Here is a 23,692-nt window from a genome sequence, read left to right as displayed (position 1 = left end):
TTAGAATCCTGTTTGCAATAGGTAAATAGTATAAGCTGCGTAACACAGTAATAGCACAATACCCTGAATTCGGTTCACTCGTGTGGGTCGATTCAAACGGAAGCTAAACACCGCGAGTAAGAACGTAAGTACCGTCATGGTTAGCCAGTCACGGCTGAGCACCAGCGGATCGAGGTCGATTGGATGAATCACGCCAGCGATACCGACCACCGCGAGGGTATTAAACATATTCGAACCGATGACATTGCCGACGGCCAAATCGTGTTCGTTTTTACGCACGGCGGCGATGGAGGACGCCAATTCCGGCAACGAAGTACCTATGGCCACTACGGTTAAACCAATCACTAAGTCGCTGACACCGAGGGCTGTGGCAATATCAACTGCGCCCCAGACCAGAATGCGCGAGCTGATCACCAACAAAACTAAGCCAACGATAAGCCAGCTGATACCTTGTTTGAGTGACATCTTTTGCGCTTGAATCTCTTCATCATACTCAGCTGCAAGTGCGTCGTCTTTGCCGCGCATACCTTGATAGATGCTCCAGCCCATATAAGCCGAAAACATCGCTAATAGCATCCAGGCTTCAATTTCAGTGATGACCAAGTCATAGAGAGGCCAAGCCATGAGTAAGGTAAACGCCAGCAGCAGTGGCATTTCACGCTTCAACACTTGGCTACTTACAGCAATAGGTGCGAGTACAGCGGTCAGACCAAGGACCAGCGCGATGTTGGTAATGTTTGAACCAAATGCGTTCCCGAGTGCGAGGCCGGGATTGCCCTGTGACGAGGCGATGGCCGACACAACCATTTCCGGTGCAGAGGTACCAAAACCGATGATCACCATACCTATGAGCAACGGCGGCATGCCTAAATGATTTGCCGTTGACGCGGCACCATCGACAAAGCGATCAGCGCTCCAAACTAGCAGTGCCAGCCCAAAAATGACTGCAAAAACAGCGAACAGCATAGAATCCCTTTTCTTCAGAGAGTTGCAGAGTCCGCTATTGTAACGTTAAATGAAATGAATTGGGAATTAAGCAAAAGGAAGATTTATGTCACAGCAACGCCCAGAATTTATTATCGATAGCTGGGACTTCAGTCAGCATCCAGCCTTGAGTATCAGCTCCGAGCTACATGACCGGCAGCAATGCTGGTATCACATTCAGCGCGACTTGCAAGGTATTGCTGAGTGGTTAACCGCTTCAGGTATACCAGAGCCGCTTATTGATGCTGTCCTCGAGGAAGATACGCGGCCGAGGTTTGAACGTGTCAATGAAGGATTTTTATTGATCTTGCGGGGTGTGAACTTGGCCGAAGGCGAACGTCCTGAGGACATGCTGAGTTTGCGAGTGCTGTTTTACAAAGGAAATATTTATAGTTTCAGAAAACGCCCAATTCGCTCGGTTGGGGTCATTCGCGAACGCTTGCAGAAGCAAGATGGACCTGAGTCGCTGCAAGACTTCTTGGTGATGTTGATCGAAGAAATGAACAATCGTCTGGAGGAACTTCTTGATCAAATTGAAGTGCAAATGGAGCAACTTGAAGACGATGATGTCGGCACAACTTCAGAGCGGCAACGTAAGTTGACCGAGTTACACCGCCGTATGCTGCGTTTGACTAGGTTCGTGCGGCCACAGTTGACAGCGATTGAGCGTTTCGGCAGTGAAGCGCACAAGTGGCTCGATGCGGAGAACGTGCAGTGGTTGGTGAACGAACGCGATGCCATCCAGCGCGAGCTGGAATCCTTGGAGATGCTGCTCGAGCAGGTGTGGATGCTGCGTGAACACCTGCAACAAGAGGTCGCCGAGAAAATGAATCGCAATACCTACTGGCTCTCGGTGATTGCCGGCGTATTTTTGCCGATCAGTTTCTTGACGGGCGTATTTGGTATCAACATCGGTGGCATGCCGGGCGTTGAAAGCACTGACGCATTTTGGATCTTTTGCGGTGCCCTAGCGATTATCTCAGTGGTTGAATTTTTACTGCTACGCCGATTGCGCTTTTGGTAACACAGGTCGAAACGCGGGCGCTGTGTTCTGAAATCCTGGCAGTTCGCAGTGATCCGCGGCAAAGACCACCAAATGGTCGAAATCAGGACGCAGGCCGATTTCACTGCCCACTTCCATTTGTTCGTGTGAAGGACTCAAGGTCAGAATTTCGATACCACTGTTGAGCTCAACACTGTAGAGATTATGCGCACCGCGAAAGCCTCTTGCTTTAATGCGACCACGCAAGCGCGAACTTGGATCTGGCACTAAATCATCAGGGCGTACCAAAAAACTGACCGGTGTGCCGCCCTCAACATTGACCAAGCTCGGATGTTCTAGCATGCCCAGTGGCGAGGCCATAGTGCCGCTAGCGGTCACCGTACCCTGCAGTAACACACCATGACCAATAAAATCGGCGACCATTTGATGGCGTGGCTGATGGTAGAGTTGGTAGGGTGTTTCCCACTGCAACAATTCACCTTGGTACATGACGCCGGCTTTGTCCGCCATGGCGAACGCCTCTTGCTGATCATGGGTCACCAATAAGGCAGTGATTTGTTCTTGTTTAAGCAATTCACGCACTTCAACGGCAAGACGCTCACGCAATTCGGCATCTAGGCTCGAAAAGGGCTCGTCAAGCAATAACAAGCGTGGCTTTGGCGCTAGCGCTCGAGCGAGTGCGATGCGTTGTTGCTGACCACCGGAGAGCTCATGCGGATAACGTTTTTGATACCCCGGCAGACCGATGCGGTTAAGCAGTTCATCGACCCGCTGTTGTTTGTCTTGGGCACTCGCGTGGCGCATGCCAAAGCTAATATTTTCCGCTACTGTCAGGTGCGGAAACAGCGCAAAGTCTTGGAATACCATGCCGATACCACGGCGTTCCGGAGCTTGCGTAAAGGCTGGTGTTGAGACGGTTTGTCCGGCTAAGCTAATGCTACCGGCGGCAACAGGTTGGAAACCAGCGATGGCGCGCAATAAGGTGGTTTTGCCACAGCCGCTGGGGCCGAGTAAACAGCCGATTTCGCCTGCTTGCAAGGTGACGGTGACACCGCGCACGATGGCTTGCTGACCAATATTTACTTGCAAGTGATCAAGCTGTAACAGGGACAAAATCAGGCTCCTTTAAAGCATTTTGTTGCGATTTTAGCATAGCGCGGGACAGCAGAATAACCGGTAATAATCCCACGAGTACCATCATCAGTGCCGGTGGTCCCGCATCGGCAAGCCGTTCATCGCCCGCCATTTCGTAAGCCCGCACCGCCAGCGTATTGAAGTCAAACGGGCGTAATACCAGTGTTGCCGGCAGTTCTTTGAGCACATCAACGCCGACCAGAATAATTGCAGTCAGGACGCTGGGTCGTAACAACGGCAAATGAATGTGTCGCAATACTTGCAGCGGTCGATAGCCATGAATGCGCGCTGCCTCATCCATGCTCGGACGAATTTCGGCTAAGCCGGCTTGTAACGTTTGAATAGCAACGCTCAGAAAGCGAACGGTGTAAGCAAACAACAACGCAAATAGGGTGCCGGATAACAATAAGCCAGGATTCCAGTCGAAAAGTTGCTTACTGGTGGCAATGAGTGCGTGGTCAACTGCGGTGAGCAACACTAATAGACCTACGGCAATGACGAGGCCTGGAATTGCGTAACCTAAGCCGGCAAAACCTACACTAATACGCACGGCACGAACCGGTAGCTGGCGACGACCATAGGCAAGCCACAAGGCGATGATAACGACCAGCATGGCCGCAATCAGCGCTAAACTGAAGCTGTTCCAAGCAAGTCCCCAAAAATCAGCGTCGGTCCAGACCTGCCAACGTTCTACTGACCACACCGTGAGTTGTAACGCTGGTAGCAAAAAGCCAAATACCAGCGGCAACCAGCAAGCAAGACTGGCTAACCATGCTTTGCCGCCACGCAGCTCGAATGCCGCAGCGGGGCGCGGATTACGTTGATCATAACGCGCTTTATTGCGCGACCAGCGCTCCAGTAAAATAAGTGCTATTACCGCAGTTAACAGTAGCCCGGCAAGCTGCAACGCGCCATTCAGGTCGCCTAAGCCGTACCAAGTGCGGAAAATGCCTGTGGTAAAAGTAGTGACGCCGAAATATTGCACGGTGCCGTAATCGGCAAGTGTTTCCATTAACGCGAGTGTGGTGCCAGTGACGATTGCTGGGCGCGCCAATGGCAGAGCAATGCGCAGAAAGCATTGCCACGGCGATAAGCCAAGACTGCGACCAGCTTCTAAGGTGGTCGCCGATTGCTGTAAAAAGGTTGCTCGTGCTATCAGATAGACGTACGGGTAAAGCACTAAGCTTAAGACGGCGATGGCACCGCCGATGCTACGGATCTGCGGAAACCAATAATCGCCATAACCCCAGCCAAACCAGTCGCGCAATGTGCTTTGCACGGGTCCGCTGAAGTCGAGCATGCCAGTGTAGGTGTAGGCGGTGATATAAGCAGGCATAGCGAGCGGTAATAATAACGTCCAACTCAATAGCTTTTGGCCTGGAAAGCGACAGCTGGTTGTCAGCCAAGCGGTGCTAACGCCGAGTACGATGACTCCTATGGCAACACCCATCATGAGCGTTAGTGAATGCTGTACATACTCAGGAATAACCGTTTGCCACAAGTGAGATAAGGTATTGAAGTCACCCCCAAACGGCAGCTGCAGCAAAGCAAAGACAATCACCAACAAAGGTAGCCCCAGCACAATGGCTGAGGCTATCAATGACCACTGGCGCCAGCTTTGTGGCATTCTTTGCGGAATCAACGCCAGCCTGCGCGGTTCATTAGTTTCACGGCATCGGCATTATTTTCGCCAAGGTAACGCATTTCGAGATTATCCATTTTAAATTCGCCCCAAGCTTGCAAGGTTTCGCTCCATTCCACGTCGGCTACAGCTGGGTATTCATTGTTGGTGGCAGCATACCAAGCTTGAGCTTCTGGCGACAATAAGAACGCGATAAGTTGTTCAGCTTCGGCTTTGTTTTTCGCATGCTGGGTTAAGCCAATACCAGAAACGTTCACGTGGGTGCCGAACTCATCTTGATTTGGCCAGAAAATGCTAACTTTCTCGGCAGCTGCACGTTCTTCAGCATCGCTGGAGGTTTGCATTAAGCCAAAGTAATAGGTATTCGCGACTGCGACGTCACAAATGCCCGCGGCAACCGCTTTAATTTGGTCACGGTCACCGCCGACCGGTGGGCGTGCAAAGTTGCTGACTAGACCTTCCACCCAACTTTCAGTTTTCGCTTCGCCCCAATGCTCTATGAGTGCTGCGGTCAGCGACTGGTTGTAAATGTTGTCTGACGAACGAATGCAGACTTTATTGTCCCAAGCTGCGTCGGCAAGGCTTTCATAACCTTCAAGGGAGGTCGGATCGACACGATCTTTGGCATAAAAAATCGGACGGGCGCGCAAGCTTAAGCCAATCCACAAGTTATCGCTGCCATGCAAGTAGTCTGGCACTTGTTTGAGTACGTCGTCATTGGTAATCGGTTGGAAGATTCCAGCTTCGGCAGCACGGTGTAAATTACCAGCATCGACCGTTAGAAACAGATCTGCCGGGCTGTTCTCACCTTCGTTTTCGAGGCGTGCTAACAACGCATTGCCGTTACCCGTGAGCAGACGAACTTCGATGCCGGTTTGCTCGGTAAACTGTTCGAGAACTGGTTTAATCAAGGCTTCTTTACGCGCCGAGTAGACGTTAAGCGTAGCAGCCTGTGCTAAAGTAGCGGAACAGGCGAGCGCAACTGCGCTCAAAGAAAGAAGTTTTTGCATTTTCGGTAATCGCATAAATTGTTACCCTCGTAATGGTGCATGAAGCAAATTCTGATACCGTTATTGTACGCAAATGCGAATGATTATCAACAAACCATTGTGGGTATTTCTTTCGAGAGTCATTTTTTGCAAGTAAACTTGGATTTACAACTTATTCATCGGTGACTCCATGCTAAGTCGTTGCCATGACAGGGAGAATTAAATTTTATGTCGAATATGTCTGCACTTGCGCTTATCGGTGTGCTGTCCATTTTCTGTCAATGGTCGGCTTGGCGGTTAAAAATTCCCGCGATTTTGCCACTGCTATTGGTGGGGATGTTGGTTGGCCCCGGACTTGGCTGGCTCGACCCTGATGCGGTCTTTGGCGATGTATTGTTCCCGTTAGTCTCCTTATCGGTTGCCATCATTCTTTTTGAGGGCAGTTTGACGCTTAAAATGGAAGAGATTCGCGGTCACGGTCGCATGGTGACAAACCTCGTCAGCATTGGGGTGTTGATCACTTGGGTGAGTATCTCAGTCTTTGCGTATTTATTGCTGGACTTTGGCTGGGAACTTGCGGCGTTGTTTGGTGCGTTAGTAGTGGTTACGGGACCCACGGTGATCATGCCGATGCTACGTTCAGTGCGACCCAAAGCCAATATTGCCAATATTTTGCGCTGGGAAGGCATTATCATCGATCCTGTCGGTGCGTTGCTAGCCGTACTCGTCTATGAATTCATTATTGCGAGCCAAGGTGCTGGTATGGCACACGCCATGCAGGCCTTTGCGATTACCATTGGGGTCGGGTTTGCATTGGGGTATGCCGCTGGTAAAGTGCTTGGTATTGCACTTACCAAAGGCTGGTTTCCACACTATTTAAAGAATGTTGCGACCTTAGCCTCTGTGCTCGGTGTATTTGCGCTCTCGAACGCGCTGCAGCATGAATCAGGCCTGCTGACCGTAACGGTAATGGGCATGGTGATGGCGAACACCAAGAACCTCGATTTAGACGACATTCTTGAATTTAAAGAAACGCTCAGTGTCTTGTTGATTTCCGGGCTTTTCATTATTTTGGCCGCACGGCTCAACATTGAGACCTTCAGCCAACTCGGGATGCCGGCGGTAGTGTTGTTGGCGATTATTATTTTTGTGGTACGTCCGCTCAGCGTCTGGTTCTCGGCAATGGGAACTCAGTTGAACTTTAAAGAAAAGGCCTTGCTGTCTTGGATAGCACCACGCGGGATAGTGGCAGCAGCAGTGTCAGCATTATTTGCACTGAAGCTGCAGCAAAACGGTTGGGCTGAAGCAGAACTGCTGGTGCCGTTAGTGTTTCTGGTGATTATGAGTACTGTGGTATTGCAAAGTCTCACGGCGAAACCTTTTGCACACTTATTAAAACTGCGCGAGCCACCAGCGCATGGGTTTCTCATTTTCGGTGCCAATGTAATGGCGCGGCGGGTAGCAAAAGCATTAAAGGACCATGATTTGCCAGTGCTATTGGCAGATACCAACTGGGAGAACGTGAAACAGGCGCGGATGGAAAATTTACCCGTGTATTTTGGTAACCCGACGTCGGAACATGCCGAGAATAATATGGACTTGACTGGAATTGGCCGCGTCTTGATTATGTCGCCATACAAGCAGTTAAACCCAGTTGTCGCGTTGCATTTCATGGATTGGTTTAGCGGCGAGAAGATTTTTGGTTTACCGAGCAACGAACACGATGCGCCGGCACGTAACCAATTGTCTGAAAGTTATCGCGAACGCTTGAAGTTGTTTGGCAAAGGCGTGACCTTTTCCAAGTTAGCAAGCTTGGCGTTCCAAGGTGCGCAAATGAAAACCACCTCGTTGACTGAGAGTTTTACTTTCCGCGATTATCAAGAGCGTTACGGCAACCGCGCGACACCTATGTTTGCCTTGGATGATCGTGGTTTTTGTCATGTCTTTACCAGTGATCATAAATTTGAGCCGAAGGCCGGCTGGCATATCATTGCCTTGGTAACCGTAGAAGAAACTGCGGCAGAACAATCGGTTAAACAGGTCAAAGAAAAAGAATAAACGGACGTTTATAAAATGTTGTGATGAAGGTTGCAATTTGTAAACAGGCTGTTTAAAATTGTTGTCAGGATTACGAAACGGAGTTAAGGAGCGACACCGTTTCACAGGGACACGGATGTTCCCACTTTCATCTTCTCCCAACTTCGGTATCATGCTGCATTATTCCTCTCAACGTTCACGAGGCTGCGCAGGTGGTTCGATCTTCACACTTTGTCATGACCCTTATCGCATGTGCGGGCATAAGCGCATGCACGCCACAACCCGCGAATGATGCCTCAGCCGCGGCGCTGATTGCCGAAATTGACCTACTGCAGTTGCCCAATCGCGACTGGCAAGTAAGCGCAGCAACCCTACAACTCAGCTTTTGCCGCAATCGCGTCAATACTGCACTGTTAGCTGAGCCCGGTGATCTAAATCGCTGGCGCCTGACCGGTGAAGTTTCGGCATTTCCGGATTACCGTGCAGAGGGATTGAATCAATTGGCGAATTTGTATCACGAACATGGGGTACTGCTGTATCAAGAGTGGGGGACTCAGAGCTCACAGTTTTATCGCATCGCTTATCCTTATGGCGAGACTGAGCCCTCAGTATTCGATGCGCTAGCGCGTTTGGGGCGTGATGATGCAATTTGTTTTAGTGCTCTGGATAATACTTTGGCGGAGGATTGAGATGAGTACTCAGCAGCAATTGACAGAACTTCTAACTGCAGCGTTACAACCCGCGCACCTCGAAGTGATTAACGAAAGCCACATGCATGGCACACCGACCGACGACTCCCATTTCAAGGTAGTGATTGTCAGTGAAAGCTTCGCTGGACAACGATTGCTGCAGCGCCACCGTAGCGTAAATAAGGCTGTCGCCGAATTATTGGCAGGCCCTATTCATGCGCTCGCTTTGCACACCTACAGTCCAGAAGAGTGGCAGGAGCTTGGTAAGGTACCAGCATCACCCGCTTGTCGTGGCGGTAGCCAGCTAAACTAATCAGATGTGTTTTCGGACATGGGTCGGTTAAACTGCACGTAATTATCGAGAAAAACAGGGATCAGCAATGGTTATTCAACCCAAAATTCGTGGTTTCATTTGCACCAACGCACATCCAGTGGGCTGTGCTGCGCATGTGCGTGAGCAAATCGAGTACATTCAGCAACAGCCGAAAATAGACAATGCACCGAAGCGCGTTTTGGTGATTGGTTGCTCGACCGGTTATGGTCTTGCATCGCGCATCACTGCGGCGTTCGGCGCTGGCGCACAAACCATCGGCGTGTGTTTTGAGAAAGAGCCGACCGAAAAGCGAACCGCCACTGCCGGTTGGTACAATACCGCGGCGTTCCATGAAGAGGCGAACAAAGCGGGCTTGTATGCGCATAGTATCAATGGCGACGCGTTTTCTGACGAAATTAAAGCGCAGACGATTGCACAAATTAAAGCTGACTTGGGTCAGGTAGATTTGGTGATTTACAGTTTGGCATCGCCCAAGCGCAAAGACCCAGAAACGGGTGAAGTGTATAGCTCAACCTTGAAACCAGTAGGGCAGGCGTATACCACGAAAACCTACGATACTGACAAAGATGAAGTCAAAGAAATCACCCTTGAGCCAGCCAATGACGAGGAAATCGCCAATACGGTAAAAGTCATGGGCGGTGAAGACTGGGAACGTTGGTTAACGGCACTCGATGCGGCCGGGGTGTTAGCAGCAAATGCGAAAACGACGGCGTACACCTATATCGGTAAAGAACTCACTTGGCCGATTTATGGACATGCGACTATTGGTAAAGCGAAAGAAGACTTAGACCGTGCCGCGGCGGCGATTCGTCAAGACCACAGTGCACTGAATGTTGAAGCTTACGTGTCATCGTTGAAAGCTTTGGTCACTCAAGCCAGCTCGGCGATTCCAGTAATGCCGCTCTATATCTCGTTGATTTACGGCGTTATGAAAGAAGAGGGCACGCACGAAGGTTGTATTGAGCAAATCTATCGTCTGTTTACCGAAGGTCTTTACGCGGCTGAACCGACGCTTGATGAAGATGGCCGCTTGCGCATGGACGGTAAAGAGACCAATGATGTCACCCAGGCCAAGGTCAAAGCTTTATGGGATCAGGTCAATCAAGACAACTTCCATCAATTAGCTGATTACCAAGAGTATCACGCTGATTTCTTGAAGCTGTTTGGCTTTGGACTTGCCGGCGTGGACTATCAAGCGGATGTCGATCCGGTGGTGAATTGGTCGTAAAGTTTTACGGGCAAACTACCCCAAAAGAACTGTCATAAATCCACAATTTTTGTGCCGTCTAAGGTGGCAACCTGCGGCACAAAAGTGCTAAAATGCCCGCCCTAGGTGACTATGTATAAAATTTGGTCAGCGCAATAGCTGCTCGGCTTACGGGAATTATTGCGCTAACCCTTTGATTTATCAGGTTTCAGTTACAAGAAACACGTAGCTGGAGAAAGATTCATCTTCCCTAACGAGTAGTGCAAACGCGTATGATTACGATCAAGAAAGGGCTGGACATCCCAATCAAGGGTGCACCCCAGCAAACTATCGAAGATGGTCAATCCATCACCACCGTTGCCGTTTTGGGTGAAGAGTACATCGGTATGCGTCCAACCATGCATGTCAAGGTTGAAGACCGCGTTAAAAAAGGCCAAGTACTTTTCGAAGACAAGAAAAACCCAGGCGTCAAATTTACCGCTCCTGCTGCTGGCGTCGTTAAAGACGTTTTACGTGGTGCGAAGCGTGTCTTGCAAGCTGTTGTTATTGAAATCGATGGCAATGAGCAAGAAACCTTCACCAAGTACGACAGCAAAGAGCTTGCCAACCTTGACCGCGAACAAGTTGTGGAACAGTTAAACAACTCCGGGCAATGGGTCGCGTTACGCACCCGTCCGTTCAGTCGCTCGCCAAAACTAGATGCAGAACCTGCAGCGATTTTTGTGAACGCGATGGATACCAACCCGTTGGCAGCTGATCCGAGCCTCATCATCGCCGAGCAACAACAAGCCTTTATCGATGGTTTGCAGGTACTCACCAACTTGACCAAAGGCAAGGTTTATGTGACCAAGGCTGCCGATGCTAAAGTTGAGACCGGTGATGCCAAAGTGCAGCTGGAGAGCTTCAAAGGCCCACATCCAGCGGGCTTGGTCGGTACGCATATTCACTTCTTACAGCCGGCGAGCATGAAAAAGCACGTATGGCACATCAACTACCAAGACGTTATCGCCTACGGGAAATTGTTCACCACTGGTGAAATCTATACTGGCCGTGTGGTTGCGTTAGGTGGTCCAAGCGTGAACAAACCGCGTTTGCTGCGCACGCAAATGGGCGCCAACTTGGTCGAGTTGACCAAAGGTGAACTTGCCGAAGGTAAGCAACGTATTATTTCAGGCTCGGTGTTGAATGGTCATAAAGTTGATGACGCGCACCAGTGGCTAGGTCGCTTCCACATGCAAGTTAGCGTGTTGTTAGAAGGTGACCAAAAAGAACTTTTCGGCTGGATCAAACCGGGTACAGATCAGCACTCGATCACCCGTGCATTCGCTGGCCATTTGTCACCGAAGAAATTGTTCGCGATGACCACATCTACCAACGGTTCTGACCGTGCAATGGTGCCAATTGGCAACTATGAGCGCGTAATGCCGTTAGATATTCTGCCGACTATCTTGTTACGTGACCTGCTTTCTGGAGACACCGACGAAGCACAGCAACTTGGCTGTCTCGAGTTGGACGAAGAAGATTTGGCGCTATGTACCTATGTTTGCCCGGGCAAATACGAGTACGGTCCAGTATTACGTAACGTGTTGACCACGATTGAGAAAGAGGGCTAATCATGAGCTTGAAAAACTACCTTGAGCGGATTGAGCCGAACTTTGAAAAAGGTGGCAAGTATGAAAAATGGTATGCCCTGTATGAAGCGGTGGCGACCATTCTCTACACCCCTGGCAAAGTAACGAAGAAAACCACTCACGTTCGCGATAACGTCGATCTGAAACGCATCATGATCTTCGTTTGGATGATGACTTTCCCAGCAATGTTCTGGGGTATGTACAACGTGGGTAACCAAGCCTTCTTGGCACTAGGCAACGGCTATGAACTAGCTGACGTTTGGCAAGTAGGTTTGTTCCAACTGTTTGGTGGCGATATGGCCAACGCCGGTTGGGGTACCAAAATGTGGTACGGTGCTTGCTTCTTCCTGCCTGTATACGCTACGACCTTTATCGTTGGCGGCTTCTGGGAAGTGTTATTTGCAACCGTACGTAAGCACGAAGTCAACGAAGGTTTCTTCGTCACCTCGGTACTGTTTGCGTTAACCTTGCCCGCGACTATCCCATTGTGGCAGGTCGCCTTAGGTATTACCTTCGGTGTCGTTATCGGTAAAGAAATCTTTGGCGGTACTGGGCGTAACTTCTTAAACCCAGCGCTGACCGGCCGTGCGTTCTTGTACTTCGCTTTTCCAGCGCAGATTTCAGGCGACAAAGTTTGGACCGCAGTAGATGGTTTCTCGGGCGCAACTTTGCTTGGTCAAGCTGCCATCGGTGAAAACTACTTTGCTGACATGGACATGTGGTGGAACGCCTTCCTTGGCAACATCCAAGGTTCAATGGGTGAAGTTTCAACCCTGATGATTCTCATCGGTGGTTTGGCGCTGATTTACTTCCGCATCGCCTCTTGGCGTATTGTTGGCGGCGTGTTCGCGGGTATGGTCGCACTGTCGTTGTTGTTTAATGCCATCGGTAGCGACACCAACACCATGTTTGCGATGCCGTGGTACTGGCACCTAGTAGTAGGCGGTTTTGCTTTCGGTATGATGTTCATGGCAACTGACCCAGTGTCTGCATCATTTACCAATAAAGGTAAGTTTGCTTACGGCTTCTTGATTGGTGCGATGACCGTATTGATTCGGGTGGTAAACCCAGCTTATCCAGAAGGCATCATGTTAGCTATCTTGTTTGCTAACGTGTTCGCGCCATTGTTTGACCATTTTGTAGTACAAGCGAACATCAAGCGGAGGTTAGCTCGTGGCTAAGAAAAATGAATCACTCGGCAAAACACTATTTGTCGTTGTTGCACTCTGTTTGGTGTGCGCGATCATCGTTTCCGGCTCTGCTGTTGGTTTGAAACCAATGCAACAGCGTAATGCTGCGCTTGATATGCAGCGTAACGTATTAGATGCGGCAGGCTTACTCGAAGCGGACACCGACGTGGTCGCGGTCTTCAACGAGCGGGTTGAAACTAAACTTGTCAATTTAGACACTTTAGAAGTTGTCGACAGTGCCAATGGTCAAGATCCAGTTGCGTATGACCCGATTGCAGCGGCAAATAAGCCTGACTGGAGCACCAAGTTGGAGAAATCTGAAGATGTCGCGGGCATTGGCACGCGCGAAAATGTCACTAAGGTTTATCTGATTAACGATACTGATGGTGAACTTGCAACTGCTGTGCTTTACGTTCGTGGTTATGGCCTATGGGGCACCATGTATGGATTGCTGGCACTCGAGTCAGACATGAACACGGTCAAGGGTATCAACTTCTACGAGCACAGCGAAACGCCTGGACTCGGTGGTGAAATCCAGAATCCAAAATGGGTTGCACAGTGGCAGGGTAAAGAAATTTATGGTGACGAGCACGCTTCAATTGAGCTCGACATCATGAAGAACCCGTCACAAGAAAACCATGATATTGATGCACTTTCTGGTGCGACCTTAACCAGTAATGGGGTCGATAATCTCGTTGCCTACTGGTTCAGCGATAAGGCCTATGGCCCATTATTAGACAAAATTCGCAAGGGGGAGCTGAACAATGGCTAGCAGCGCAAAAGAAATGAAAGAAGTCCTGTTTGGACCGATTTTCGCGAACAACCCGATTGCCCTGCAAATCCTTGGTATTTGTTCGGCATTGGCAGTGACCTCGAAAATGGAAAACACCGTGGTAATGTGTATCGCACTTACCTTGGTAACAGCCTTTTCGAACTTGTTTATCTCTTTGATTCGGAATCACATTCCATCAAGCGTTCGGATCATCGTGCAGATGACCATCATCGCCAGTTTGGTAATCGTTGTTGACCAAGTGCTGCGTGCCTATGCGTACAGCATCGCTAAAGAACTCTCGGTCTTCGTCGGTTTGATTATTACCAACTGTATCGTTATGGGTCGTGCAGAAGCGTTTGCGATGAAGAGTCCTCCGGGCTTGTCGTTCCTTGATGGTATCGGTAACGGTTTAGGCTACTCAGTAGTTCTGTTGACCGTCGGTTTCATCCGCGAACTCTTTGGTTCAGGTAGCTTGTTTGGTTATCAGATCTTACAACTCGCTTCTGAAGGCGGCTGGTATCAGCCGATCGGCTTGTTGGTATTGCCACCAAGCGCATTCTTCATCATTGGCGGGTTCATCTGGGTACTGCGTACCTTCCGTCCTGAACAAGTAGAACCGAAGGATTAAGGGGCCGATCATGGAAGCATATATCAGTTTATTTATTAAATCGGTGTTCGTTGAGAACCTCGCCCTCTCGTTTTTCTTGGGGATGTGTACGTTCTTGGCAGTATCGAAAAAAGTGAGCACTGCTTTTGGTCTAGGTGTTGCGGTTATCGTGGTATTGGGTATTTCAGTACCGGTGAATAACTTGGTTTACCACAACATCTTGGCTCCAGGTGCATTGGGTTGGGCTGGTTTTCCAGATGCCGACTTAAGCTTTTTGCGTTTCTTAACCTTTATCGGCGTGATTGCGGCTCTGGTTCAGATCCTTGAAATGGCGCTCGATAAATATGTGCCTGCGTTGTACAACGCATTGGGTATTTTCTTACCATTGATTACGGTGAACTGCGCAATTTTCGGTGGTGTATCCTTCATGGTTGAGCGTGACTATAACTTCACTGAAAGTATCGTTTACGGTATCGGTGGCGGTGTTGGCTGGGCGCTCGCGATTGTTGCCTTGGCAGCGGTACGCGAAAAAATGAAATACTCAGATGTGCCGGATGGTTTGCGTGGTCTTGGTATTACCTTCATGGCCGTAGGTCTGATTGGTTTGGGCTTTATGTCATTCTCTGGCGTATCCCTATAATGACAACGCAACAAGTAACGCTAAATTAAGAGGTAAAAGTCGATGCAAGGGCAAGATTTGACGTTAATAGCGCTTGGCGTAGGCATGTTTACCGTGATTGTACTGATTTTGGTTGCGGTCATTATGTTCGCAAAATCAAAATTGGTCCCTCAGGGTGATGTCGAGATTTTGATCAACGACGATGAAGATAAAAAAATCACCACGCAACCTGGCGGCAAGCTGCTAGGCGCGCTGGCTAACGCTGGTATCTTCGTATCATCAGCATGTGGTGGTGGTGGTTCATGTGGTCAGTGTACCGTTAAGGTATTAGAAGGTGGCGGTGATATCCTGCCAACTGAAAAAGACCACATCAACAAGAAAGAAGCACGTGAAGGTGTGCGTTTGTCATGCCAGGTAAACGTGAAGCAAAACATGAAAATCGAATTACCAGAAGAGGTATTCGGTATTCGTAAGTGGGATTGTACAGTTAAGTCGAATGACAACGTTGCGACCTTTATCAAAGAGTTCGTAGTGCAGTTGCCTGAAGGTGAAGAAGTACCTTTCCGTGCAGGTGGTTATATTCAGATTGAAGCGCCACCGCACCATATCAAATATAAAGATTTTGATATTGAAGAGAAATTCCGCGGTGACTGGGAGCGTTTCGGCTTCTTAGATCTTGAATCTAAAGTTGATGATGAAACAGTTCGTGCCTATTCAATGGCGAACTACCCAGATGAAAAAGGCATTATCATGTTGAACGTGCGTGCTGCAACGCCGCCGCCGAACAACTTAAGCTTGCCACCAGGCAAGATGTCATCGTACATCTTTAGCTTGAAGCCAGGTGATAAAGTGACAATTTCTGGTCCGTTCGGTGAGTTCTTCGCCAAAGAAACTGAAGCTGAAATGGTCTTTATCGGTGGTGGTGCTGGTATGGCACCAATGCGTTCACACATTTTCGATCAGTTGCGTCGCTTGCACTCGAAGCGCAAGATCAGCTTCTGGTACGGTGCGCGTTCGAAGAAAGAAATGTTCTACGTTGAAGACTTCGATATGTTGCAACGTGAAAATGATAACTTTGAATGGCATGTGGCATTGTCAGATCCGCAACCTGAAGATGATTGGGATGGCGACACTGGCTTTATCCACAACGTCCTTTACGAGCGCTATCTGAAAGACCACGATGCGCCAGAAGATTGCGAATTCTACATGTGTGGTCCGCCGGTAATGAACGCCGCTGTGATTAACATGCTCAAAGATTTGGGCGTAGAAGACGAAAACATCATGTTGGACGACTTTGGTGGATAAGTAAGGTGACCTTCTCATCATTACGTTTTGTTTGGCTAGCCCTAGTGGGGCTAGCCTTTTTCGTTTCATGCACCCATGCGCCTCAGCAGCTTGCTGTGCAGGGCGATACCATGGGTACGACCTACCATATTCGCTACGTAACTGCTGATCCACGCCATGATAGCGAGCAACTGCAGGAGCGTGTGGATGGTTTGTTAGCGCAAATTAACAGTCAAATGTCTACTTATGACCCGCAATCGGAACTGTCTCGCTTTAACAGCAAATTGACGACCGAGCCGGTGGTGGTGTCGCGCTCGCTAGAAAACGTTGTGGCCCGTGCGTTGGCGATTGCCGAAGAAACCGACGGTTTACTTGATGTGACCGTAGGTCCGCTAGTGAATTTATGGAGCTTTGGTCCGCAACAACGCCCAGAATCGGTGCCGACCCCAGGTGAGCTTGAGGCGGCGATGAAGATGACGGGTTATCAGCATTTAACGGTTGAAAATCATCAATTGCAAAAGCGCATTCCTGAGCTTTATGTTGATTTATCAACGATTGCTAAAGGTTATGCGGTGGATCGTGTAGCTCGCTTGTTAGAGCAAATGGAAATTCAGAATTATCTGGTCGAAATTGGCGGTGAGATGCGGATCAAGGGCAGCAAACCAGGGAACCAACCGTGGCGGATCGCGATTGAAAAGCCTGATGCGACCCAGCGCGCTGCGCAACGTATCGTAGAGATTAACAATGCTGCAATTGCCACCTCTGGGGATTATCGCAATTACTTCGAAGAAGACGGGCAGCGTTATTCGCATATTATCGATCCGCGCACTGGCAAGCCGATCCAGCATAATTTAGTGTCGGTAACGGTGATTACTGATAACTGTATGGATGCCGACGCCTATGCGACCGCATTGACGGTGATGGGGCCTGAACAGGCACTAACATTTGCCGAGCAAAAAGGCCTTGCGGTGATGCTCATTACACGTGAAAACGATGCGTTTAAAGAGTACACTAGTACAGCGTTTCAACCTTATTTGCAGTAACTCAGGAGGTCCGCATGGGGTTATTTTTATTAGTATTTGCCATCTTTTTAGTGGTGGTGTTAGCCATGTCGGTTGGGTTTATCGTGCAAAAGAAATCGATTTCTGGCAGTTGTGGCGGCATTTCCGCGCTGGGTATGGATAAAGCCTGCGACTGCGACGAACCATGTGACGATAAAAAAGAGCGCATGGCAAAAGAACAAGAATGGCAAAAGAATCGAATTCATTAAGCAGGGATCATGGTAACTCCAATACACATTCGGCCAAAGTCTGATGAAATTTATCTAGATTGTAACGCCACAACGCCGGTCTTACCGCAAATCGCACAAGCGGTTTCGCACACCATGGAACGGGTGTTTGGTAATCCAAGTAGTAGTCACATTACCGGATTACAAGCACGGTACATTCTAGATAATGCGCGCCGATTAGGGCGCGACGTCATCGGTGCTGGGCGCGGTCAGTTGGTGTTTACCAGTGGCGCCACTGAGGGCATTCAAACTGCCGTGCTGTCGGCTTTAAGTCATGCACGCAAGCAAGGCCTAGCCACCGCGGGGAAAGTTTTGCTGTATGGCGCCACCGAGCATAAGGCAGTACCACAGGCGCTAGCCCATTGGAATGAATTGCTGGGGATTGGCGCTGAACTCAAAGCTATTCCGGTTGACGGTAACGGTTTGCTAGATCTGGATTTTATTTCCGCACAGCTACCGCACGCGTTAATGATCTGCACCATGGCCGTGAATAACGAAACGGGTGTACGACAGGATCTCGCGACGCTTGAGCGGGTGATTCGCCAGCACGGGCCGCAGGTGCCGTGGATGGTCGACTGCGTGCAAATGCTTGGTAAAGGCCAATTGAACTTAGCTGCGACCACAATTGATTATGCGCCATTTAGCGGGCATAAACTTTATGGTCCCAAGGGTATTGGCTTTTTGTATGTACGCGAGCATGCGCCGTTTACACCGCTGATCATCGGTGGTGGGCAAGAGCAGGGGCTGCGTTCAGGCACCGAGAATCTACCCGGAATTGCGGCTTTACACACCCTGTTTGAGCTATTGCTCGACACCGAACAGCAAGTCTTCAAACCGGTAGCCAAATTAAATGCGTATCGTGAGCAGCTGTTAGCTGCATTACGCACCGCGTTCCCAACTTTGGAACTGAATCACGCGTTCGAATATTCGGTACCGACCACGCTCAACTTTTCCGTTCGTGGCGTGCCGTCGCGCGACATCATGGATGTTTTTGACGCCGCCAATATTCGTGTCAGCTCAGGCTCAGCCTGTAGCTCAAAAGTCACCCGTAGTTTTGTCCTCGATGCCATGGGGCTCGCAGATTGGCGTTCGCAGTCGGCAATCCGTTTATCGTTCGGGCCGGCGACCGAGCAAGCCACCATCGATGCTGCCTGTCAGCGTATCAAAGAAGCTGCACAAGCGTTGCGGCATTCTTGTTTGTTGCTCAGCGATACCAACGAAGATTTTGATAGTGAACTCGACGGTGTTGTGCAGTTACGCTTTGACGCGCAGTGTTGCTATTTGATTATCGATCGCGCCGCACGCGAACTTGTGGTGATTGATCCCATTGCGCAACTGTCAGAGCGGATTGAGAAGTTGGTAGAGTGTCAGCACTATCGCGTTAAGGCAGTGGTCACAACTGAGCCACAAAGTGCAGATTCTACCGCGGCAATGTTGGCACAACTGGTCTGCGCCAGTGGCTGTGATGCCGAGCGCGACAATGTGGGTTGGCCACGTCATGCGCAGGCCGATTGCACTATTCCAGAAGATTGCAGTTTGCCACCGGAAGGCTGCTTACTGGTCGGCAATCGCCGTCTTTATCGCGTTGGCACACGGCAGCCGATATATCTGCTGAGCTCGCCGATTTCACCTAGCGCCCAAGCGCATGTAGATTTTGCTTTTGTGGGTGAGCAAGAAGCGCCCACATTGCTCAATCAAGCCGTTGGCGAGCAGACCTTAATTTGCCGCAAATGGGACGAGAACTTTGCGCTTGCAACGCAGTTGCATGAGTTGAATCAACAAGATTGTGGCTGTGCTTTGGTCGATATTGCGCCTGAGCAACAGCAGCAGTGGTTGCGCCGTCCGGAAACTCTAGTGCTAGATGTGCGAGAGCAACAAGAACATCAAGTGACGCCGTTGCAGCTGCCAGCGCAAGTGGTCAACGTGCCACTCACGCGGCTGGTGCAGTTTATTTATGATCACCGTGCGGACTATAAAGATCGTCCTATTGTCTGTTTATGTCGTTCAGGGAATCGAAGTGCGGTTGCGGCTCAAGTGCTGAGCCGCTTTGGCTTTTGTAACGTCAGTCATTTGGCTGGCGGGATGGCGTTGTTGGCAAGCTAAGCTTGCCGACAAAGCCTTTTTTTCCTACTAAATAGCAGTACTGTCCGGCGCAACTACTATTCCAAATATTCTCTTCGCTCAGTAGTTGCCAATCGGTGCTTTGTGTATTGGGTAACCACGCTGCGCCGTTAGGGTTACTGACAATCAAGCCACCAGCAGCGGTAACGCTGAGGCTATATAAAGCGCCAGCGAGAGGCGGCGAAGTCAACTCGGTAAATTCGCTATTACGCATTTCTACCAGACGTGGCTCGCGTTCCGGATTGTTGAGGTCACCACCAGCGAGCAGCACATGTCTTTCACTGAAGGGCCAGACACTGGAGATACCTGCCATCGGGCCTGCCGCGATAGGTGTGTCGATAGCGCGAAAGCGAATGCCAAACTCTCTTTTGATTAGGAGTCGGGCCGTACTGGCATTGGCAGTACCCATTGCCCAGATGCCATCGTTGTAGCGCACGCAAGCACCGCTGGCGGCAAGACCACCTTCACCATCAAGTGGGGGACCGGTAATTGCATTACGCGAAGGGATCCAATTGCGGCCGTCGGCGCTACGCATCAGGTCCCAGCTGCCGTCGATACTATCGCCGTAGACCCAAGCTTCGTTGCTTCGTGGGGCTACCGCAAGGCAGTTGAGAAATTGATTGCCAGCAGCGCGCATCCGCATTTGCCAACTAGCGCCGCCATTATTGGTGTAATAGATCCGCGAATCGCCGCCATCACCAACACTGAGAGCATACGCATGTTGCGCATCGAGTGCTTCAATATCGCGGAATTCAAGGGCTGTTTTGGTGGGTGTATTGTATTGCCAAGTTTTGCCGCCATCGATACTGCGCGCGATGGTTGCTTTGTTGCCGCTGACCCAAATCACATCGGCGCTTGGTGTGCTTACACCAATCCAATCGACGTCTGGACGAATTGCTAAAGGTTCAACTTGCAGTGCACTGGTATTTAGCAGTGCACTCAGTACCACGCTCGTTAACACCATCTCTTTCTCACCGTTGTCGAATCTTTACCTAAGATAAACCATTGTTTTGATACCGACAACGCTTATCGTTAACGCTTCGCGCGCTGCAACCGCAGGGCATTCAATACCACTGACACCGAACTCAGTGCCATGGCACCGCCAGCGAGCCAAGGTGCCAACAAGCCCGAAGCCGCAATGGGAATGCCTAGGGTGTTGTATGCGAACGCCCAGAATAAGTTTTGTCGTATGTTTTTTACGGTAAGTTCACTCATTTCGATCGCATCTACCAAACTACGCAAGTCTGCGCGCATCAGGGCGATATCGGCAGCCTCAATGGCGACGTCAGTGCCGGTCCCCATAGCGACACCAATATCTGCTGTCGCCAGTGCCGGTGCATCGTTAACGCCATCGCCAACCATGGCGACTTTGCGCCCCTGCTGTTGTAATTGCTTGATTTGATCAGCCTTTGCGGTAGGCAGCACGTCAGCGATAACTTCATCAATACCAAGCTCATCGGCAATGCTTGCTGCGGTGCGCGCATTGTCGCCGGTCAACATGACCAACTTAAGATTGCGCCGACGCAAACGCTCAAGTGCTTCTTTAGTCGTGTTACGAAGGGTATCGGCGACGGCAAGGAGAGCGACGAGTTCGCCAGCAATCGCAAGTAGCATAACGGTCTTACCATTTTGCTGGAGTTCGTGAACGCGTGCAGTGACGCTTTCGTTGACATAGATGCTGTGTTGCTGCATCAAGGCCTCATTACCGAGCGCAACGGCTTGCTGAGCATCGGCAAGTTGCACCTCGGCAGTCACGCCTTTGCCTTGCTCGGCATTAAAAGCGGTGATTTTGCATGTGCTTTCGGTGTGCGCGCGCATGCCTTCGACAAGTGCTGCCGCGAGCGGATGCTCGGATTGTTGCTCGATACTAAGCACCACCGCCGCAACTTCTGCTTGTTGATAGACCTGACTTAGCAACTCAAATTCAGTGAGTTTGGGTTTGCCCTCAGTGAGCGTCCCAGTTTTATCGAACACAATGGTATCGACCTGTTGGGTAAGTTCCAGTACTTCACTGCGCTTGAACAGCACACCAAGCTGCGCGGCTCGACCCGAGCCCGCCATAATCGAGGTAGGCGTCGCCAGACCCAAGGCACAAGGGCAGGCAATCACCAACACCGCTACAGTCGCCTCAAATGCCTGACGCCAGTCACTAGGAGCGAGCCAAAAATACCAGGTCACTAATGTGAGTGCGGCAATCACTAGTACCACCGGCACAAAGATGCCTGCAACCCGATCAGCAAGCCGTTGAATCGGTGCTTTAGAGGCTTGCGCTTGCTCCACCACAGCAACAATTTTCGCTAATGCGGTGTCTTTGCCTGTATGGGCCACCTTGATGCGTAAAAAGCCAGTGCTATTGAGTGTGCCGCCAATCACGGGATCGCCACTTTGCTTACTCACTGGCATGCTTTCACCGGTCAGCATTGATTCATCCACCGCTGACTGTCCGCTGATGACTTCACCGTCAACAGGTATTTGCTGTCCCGGCTTCACCTGCACAATAGTGCCCACGGTGAGCTCAGCCACGGCAACGATTTTAGTGGTGTCATCGTTAATCTCGACCAGCGCCTGCTGCGGTTGCAACTCGAGCAATTGACGAATCGCGGTCGAGGAACGTCCTTTCGCGCGAGCTTCAAACCACTTACCCAAGAGAATCAGCGTAATGAGCACCGCACTGGTCTCAAAATACAGCCCTTCGTGCGGGTGATAATCAGCGGCAAACCAAGCCAAATAAATACTATAGAAGTAGGCGGCGGAAGTGCCGAGTGCTACCAACACATCCATATTGGCAGCTCCGCCACGCAGTGCATGGTAGCTGCCACGGTAAAATTGCCAGCCAATGATGAATTGTACTGGCGTTGCTAGCAGCAGTTGCAACCACGGTGCCATCAAGACATCAGGTACTGGGACCGCGCTGGTCCAACTAAAATGGCTAAACATGGTGTAGAGCAGTGGCAGTGACAACACTGCCGCGGCAATAAACTTGAACAGTTGCACCTGCTGCGCCTGATCACGAGGGTCATCGCTCGGTTCATCATGATTAATGACATTTGCCTCGTAACCAGCTTGTTTGACCGCGCTGACCAGCTGTTCTGAATTCAACTGGTGGCCTTCAACGGTCGCAATCTCGGATGCAAAATTAACATTGACCGACGCAACACCAGTAACCGCGGTTAACGCTTTCTCTATGCTGCGAGCGCAGCCCGCGCAACTCATTCCGGTTAACTGTAACTGTACTGTTTGTTGCGACATGGAGAAGGCTCCTTAGCTTTATTGTGCGTCGAGTGATTGTCCATTGACGTCGCTACTGTCGTCACTCATTAGATACAAATAAGTTGGCATTAAGTCAGCTGGCGTCTTTAATTTCATTGGATCTTCTGCAGGGTAGGCTTTTGAACGCATGGTCGTGCGCGTTGCGCCCGGATTAATGACGTTGACACGAACGTTCGAACCTTCGTATTCATCGGCCATGACTTGTGCGAGACCCTCGGTCGCAAATTTACTGACCGCATAAGGGCCCCAAAATGCACGGCCTTTGCGGCCGACGCCGGAAGAGGTGAAGACAATGCTGGCCTTAGGTGCTTTCTTGAGTGCCGGCATCAGGGCTTGGGTCATCATAAATTGTGCGGTGACATTCACCTGCATGATGTCGTTCCAGCTGTCATGGTCAATGTGCTCAAACGGCGATAAAACACCCAACAGGCTGGCATTTTGTAACAACCCATCAAGGCGACCAAACTGTTCTTCAATGGTTGCGCACAGGCCTTGATAGTGAGCTTTGGTTGCACCTTTCATATCGAGCGGGACGATGGCTGGCTCCGGGCCACCTGTAGCCACGATGTCGTCGTAGGTTTGCTCTAGTTTACTCACCGTACGACCGAGCAGAATGACCGTGGCGCCAGCGGCGGCGAAGGTCAGAGCTGCTTGCTTGCCAATGCCATCACCGGCACCGGTGACGAGAATCACTTTGCCACTTAAATCATATTTTTTTACGTCGTTATGCATCTGTTCCATTTTCGGCTTACACTAGCTAGTTAAGAATGCCGCTAGTTTACTGGTTTTTGCTCAGATTCTCAGCTTGTGACGAGAATTTCTTGAAAAGTACTTTCAAACCGAGCCGCAGCGGTGTATAAAATTTTGTTAAGTGCGTGTCTTGTCCTACCA

Annotated in this window: 21 protein-coding genes; 14 read left to right on the top strand and 7 right to left on the bottom strand. The window is 50.2% G+C overall.

What is annotated here, in order from left to right; translation table 11 throughout:
- A complete protein-coding gene (locus tag ACJ8W9_RS05540) occupies nucleotides 1–966 on the bottom strand; it encodes a calcium/sodium antiporter (protein WP_411358874.1) in 966 nt (321 codons plus the stop codon).
- Between the two features lie 85 nt (nucleotides 967–1,051).
- Between ACJ8W9_RS05540 and ACJ8W9_RS05535 the strand changes: the two genes are divergently transcribed.
- Entirely contained in the window at nucleotides 1,052–2,008 is a 957-nt protein-coding gene (locus tag ACJ8W9_RS05535; protein ID WP_411360598.1) for a CorA family divalent cation transporter, read from the top strand.
- On the opposite strand, the gene ACJ8W9_RS05530 is transcribed toward ACJ8W9_RS05535, so the two are convergent.
- Genes ACJ8W9_RS05530 through ACJ8W9_RS05520 form a run of 3 tightly spaced genes read right to left on the bottom strand, consistent with a single transcriptional unit; the run spans nucleotide 1,985 to nucleotide 5,788 of the window.
- Nucleotides 1,985–3,094, bottom strand: coding sequence for an ABC transporter ATP-binding protein (locus tag ACJ8W9_RS05530; RefSeq protein WP_411359293.1), 1,110 nt, complete (start codon nucleotides 3,092–3,094; stop codon nucleotides 1,985–1,987). The genes ACJ8W9_RS05535 and ACJ8W9_RS05530 overlap by 24 nt on opposite strands.
- Nucleotides 3,081–4,748: an ABC transporter permease gene (locus ACJ8W9_RS05525; RefSeq protein ID WP_411360597.1), complete on the bottom strand. Its 1,668-nt coding sequence runs from the start codon at nucleotides 4,746–4,748 to the stop codon at nucleotides 3,081–3,083. Before ACJ8W9_RS05525 ends, ACJ8W9_RS05530 begins: the two co-directional genes overlap by 14 nt.
- 11 nt (nucleotides 4,749–4,759) lie before the next feature.
- A complete protein-coding gene (locus ACJ8W9_RS05520) occupies nucleotides 4,760–5,788 on the bottom strand; it encodes a Fe(3+) ABC transporter substrate-binding protein (protein ID WP_411358871.1) in 1,029 nt (342 codons plus the stop codon).
- A 192-nt stretch (nucleotides 5,789–5,980) separates the two neighbouring features.
- On the opposite strand from ACJ8W9_RS05520, the gene ACJ8W9_RS05515 reads away from it, so the two are divergent.
- The 13 genes from ACJ8W9_RS05515 to ACJ8W9_RS05455 all read left to right on the top strand — a co-directional run bounded on the left by ACJ8W9_RS05515 (nucleotide 5,981) and on the right by ACJ8W9_RS05455 (nucleotide 19,513).
- Nucleotides 5,981–7,810: a cation:proton antiporter gene (locus ACJ8W9_RS05515; protein WP_411360596.1), complete on the top strand. Its 1,830-nt coding sequence runs from the start codon at nucleotides 5,981–5,983 to the stop codon at nucleotides 7,808–7,810.
- Between the two features lie 191 nt (nucleotides 7,811–8,001).
- The gene (locus tag ACJ8W9_RS05510; RefSeq protein ID WP_411360595.1) at nucleotides 8,002–8,478 is read left to right on the top strand and encodes a hypothetical protein; all 477 of its coding nucleotides are present in this window, start codon (nucleotides 8,002–8,004) and stop codon (nucleotides 8,476–8,478) included.
- 1 nt (nucleotide 8,479) lies between these two features.
- Nucleotides 8,480–8,791, top strand: a complete 312-nt coding sequence (locus ACJ8W9_RS05505; protein ID WP_411358868.1) for a BolA family protein — start codon at nucleotides 8,480–8,482, stop codon at nucleotides 8,789–8,791.
- Nucleotides 8,792–8,858: 67 nt separating this feature from the next.
- On the top strand, nucleotides 8,859–10,040 hold the full coding sequence (fabV, locus tag ACJ8W9_RS05500; RefSeq protein ID WP_411358867.1) for an enoyl-ACP reductase FabV: 1,182 nt from the start codon (nucleotides 8,859–8,861) through the stop codon (nucleotides 10,038–10,040).
- 251 nt (nucleotides 10,041–10,291) lie between these two features.
- Nucleotides 10,292–11,632, top strand: a complete 1,341-nt coding sequence (locus ACJ8W9_RS05495) for a Na(+)-translocating NADH-quinone reductase subunit A (protein WP_411358866.1) — start codon at nucleotides 10,292–10,294, stop codon at nucleotides 11,630–11,632.
- 2 nt (nucleotides 11,633–11,634) lie between these two features.
- The gene (locus ACJ8W9_RS05490) at nucleotides 11,635–12,831 is read left to right on the top strand and encodes an NADH:ubiquinone reductase (Na(+)-transporting) subunit B (RefSeq protein WP_411358865.1); all 1,197 of its coding nucleotides are present in this window, start codon (nucleotides 11,635–11,637) and stop codon (nucleotides 12,829–12,831) included.
- Nucleotides 12,824–13,612, top strand: a complete 789-nt coding sequence (locus ACJ8W9_RS05485) for a Na(+)-translocating NADH-quinone reductase subunit C (protein ID WP_411358864.1) — start codon at nucleotides 12,824–12,826, stop codon at nucleotides 13,610–13,612. Before ACJ8W9_RS05490 ends, ACJ8W9_RS05485 begins: the two co-directional genes overlap by 8 nt.
- Nucleotides 13,605–14,240 carry an NADH:ubiquinone reductase (Na(+)-transporting) subunit D gene (locus ACJ8W9_RS05480; RefSeq protein ID WP_034733208.1) on the top strand — a complete coding sequence of 212 codons (636 nt, stop codon included), beginning with the start codon at nucleotides 13,605–13,607 and terminating at the stop codon, nucleotides 14,238–14,240. Before ACJ8W9_RS05485 ends, ACJ8W9_RS05480 begins: the two co-directional genes overlap by 8 nt.
- Before the next feature lie 10 nt (nucleotides 14,241–14,250).
- Nucleotides 14,251–14,859 (top strand): NADH:ubiquinone reductase (Na(+)-transporting) subunit E, encoded by a 609-nt coding sequence (gene nqrE / locus ACJ8W9_RS05475; protein ID WP_034733206.1) that lies wholly within the window; start codon nucleotides 14,251–14,253, stop codon nucleotides 14,857–14,859.
- Nucleotides 14,860–14,916: 57 nt separating this feature from the next.
- Nucleotides 14,917–16,143, top strand: coding sequence for an NADH:ubiquinone reductase (Na(+)-transporting) subunit F (nqrF, locus tag ACJ8W9_RS05470; protein WP_411359292.1), 1,227 nt, complete (start codon nucleotides 14,917–14,919; stop codon nucleotides 16,141–16,143).
- Nucleotides 16,144–16,148: 5 nt separating this feature from the next.
- Nucleotides 16,149–17,165 carry an FAD:protein FMN transferase gene (locus ACJ8W9_RS05465; protein WP_411358863.1) on the top strand — a complete coding sequence of 339 codons (1,017 nt, stop codon included), beginning with the start codon at nucleotides 16,149–16,151 and terminating at the stop codon, nucleotides 17,163–17,165.
- A gap of 14 nt (nucleotides 17,166–17,179) precedes the next feature.
- Nucleotides 17,180–17,392 (top strand): (Na+)-NQR maturation NqrM, encoded by a 213-nt coding sequence (gene nqrM / locus ACJ8W9_RS05460; protein WP_034733203.1) that lies wholly within the window; start codon nucleotides 17,180–17,182, stop codon nucleotides 17,390–17,392.
- Nucleotides 17,393–17,401: 9 nt separating this feature from the next.
- The gene (locus tag ACJ8W9_RS05455) at nucleotides 17,402–19,513 is read left to right on the top strand and encodes an aminotransferase class V-fold PLP-dependent enzyme (protein WP_411358862.1); all 2,112 of its coding nucleotides are present in this window, start codon (nucleotides 17,402–17,404) and stop codon (nucleotides 19,511–19,513) included.
- Here ACJ8W9_RS05455 and ACJ8W9_RS05450 read toward each other — a convergent pair.
- The 3 genes from ACJ8W9_RS05450 to ACJ8W9_RS05440 form a co-directional block, all read right to left on the bottom strand.
- Nucleotides 19,473–20,495 (bottom strand): WD40/YVTN/BNR-like repeat-containing protein, encoded by a 1,023-nt coding sequence (locus tag ACJ8W9_RS05450; RefSeq protein WP_411358861.1) that lies wholly within the window; start codon nucleotides 20,493–20,495, stop codon nucleotides 19,473–19,475. The genes ACJ8W9_RS05455 and ACJ8W9_RS05450 overlap by 41 nt on opposite strands.
- Before the next feature lie 68 nt (nucleotides 20,496–20,563).
- A complete protein-coding gene (locus tag ACJ8W9_RS05445) occupies nucleotides 20,564–22,780 on the bottom strand; it encodes a heavy metal translocating P-type ATPase (RefSeq protein ID WP_411360594.1) in 2,217 nt (738 codons plus the stop codon).
- Between the two features lie 18 nt (nucleotides 22,781–22,798).
- A complete protein-coding gene (locus tag ACJ8W9_RS05440; protein ID WP_411360593.1) occupies nucleotides 22,799–23,542 on the bottom strand; it encodes a YciK family oxidoreductase in 744 nt (247 codons plus the stop codon).
- Nucleotides 23,543–23,692 lie beyond the last annotated feature (150 nt).

The organism is Pseudidiomarina salilacus, assembly GCF_047323925.1.
GTDB lineage: Bacteria > Pseudomonadota > Gammaproteobacteria > Enterobacterales > Alteromonadaceae > Pseudidiomarina > Pseudidiomarina salilacus.
Note: the sequence above shows the minus strand (reverse complement) of the source record. Positions and strands in the feature narration are given on the sequence as shown.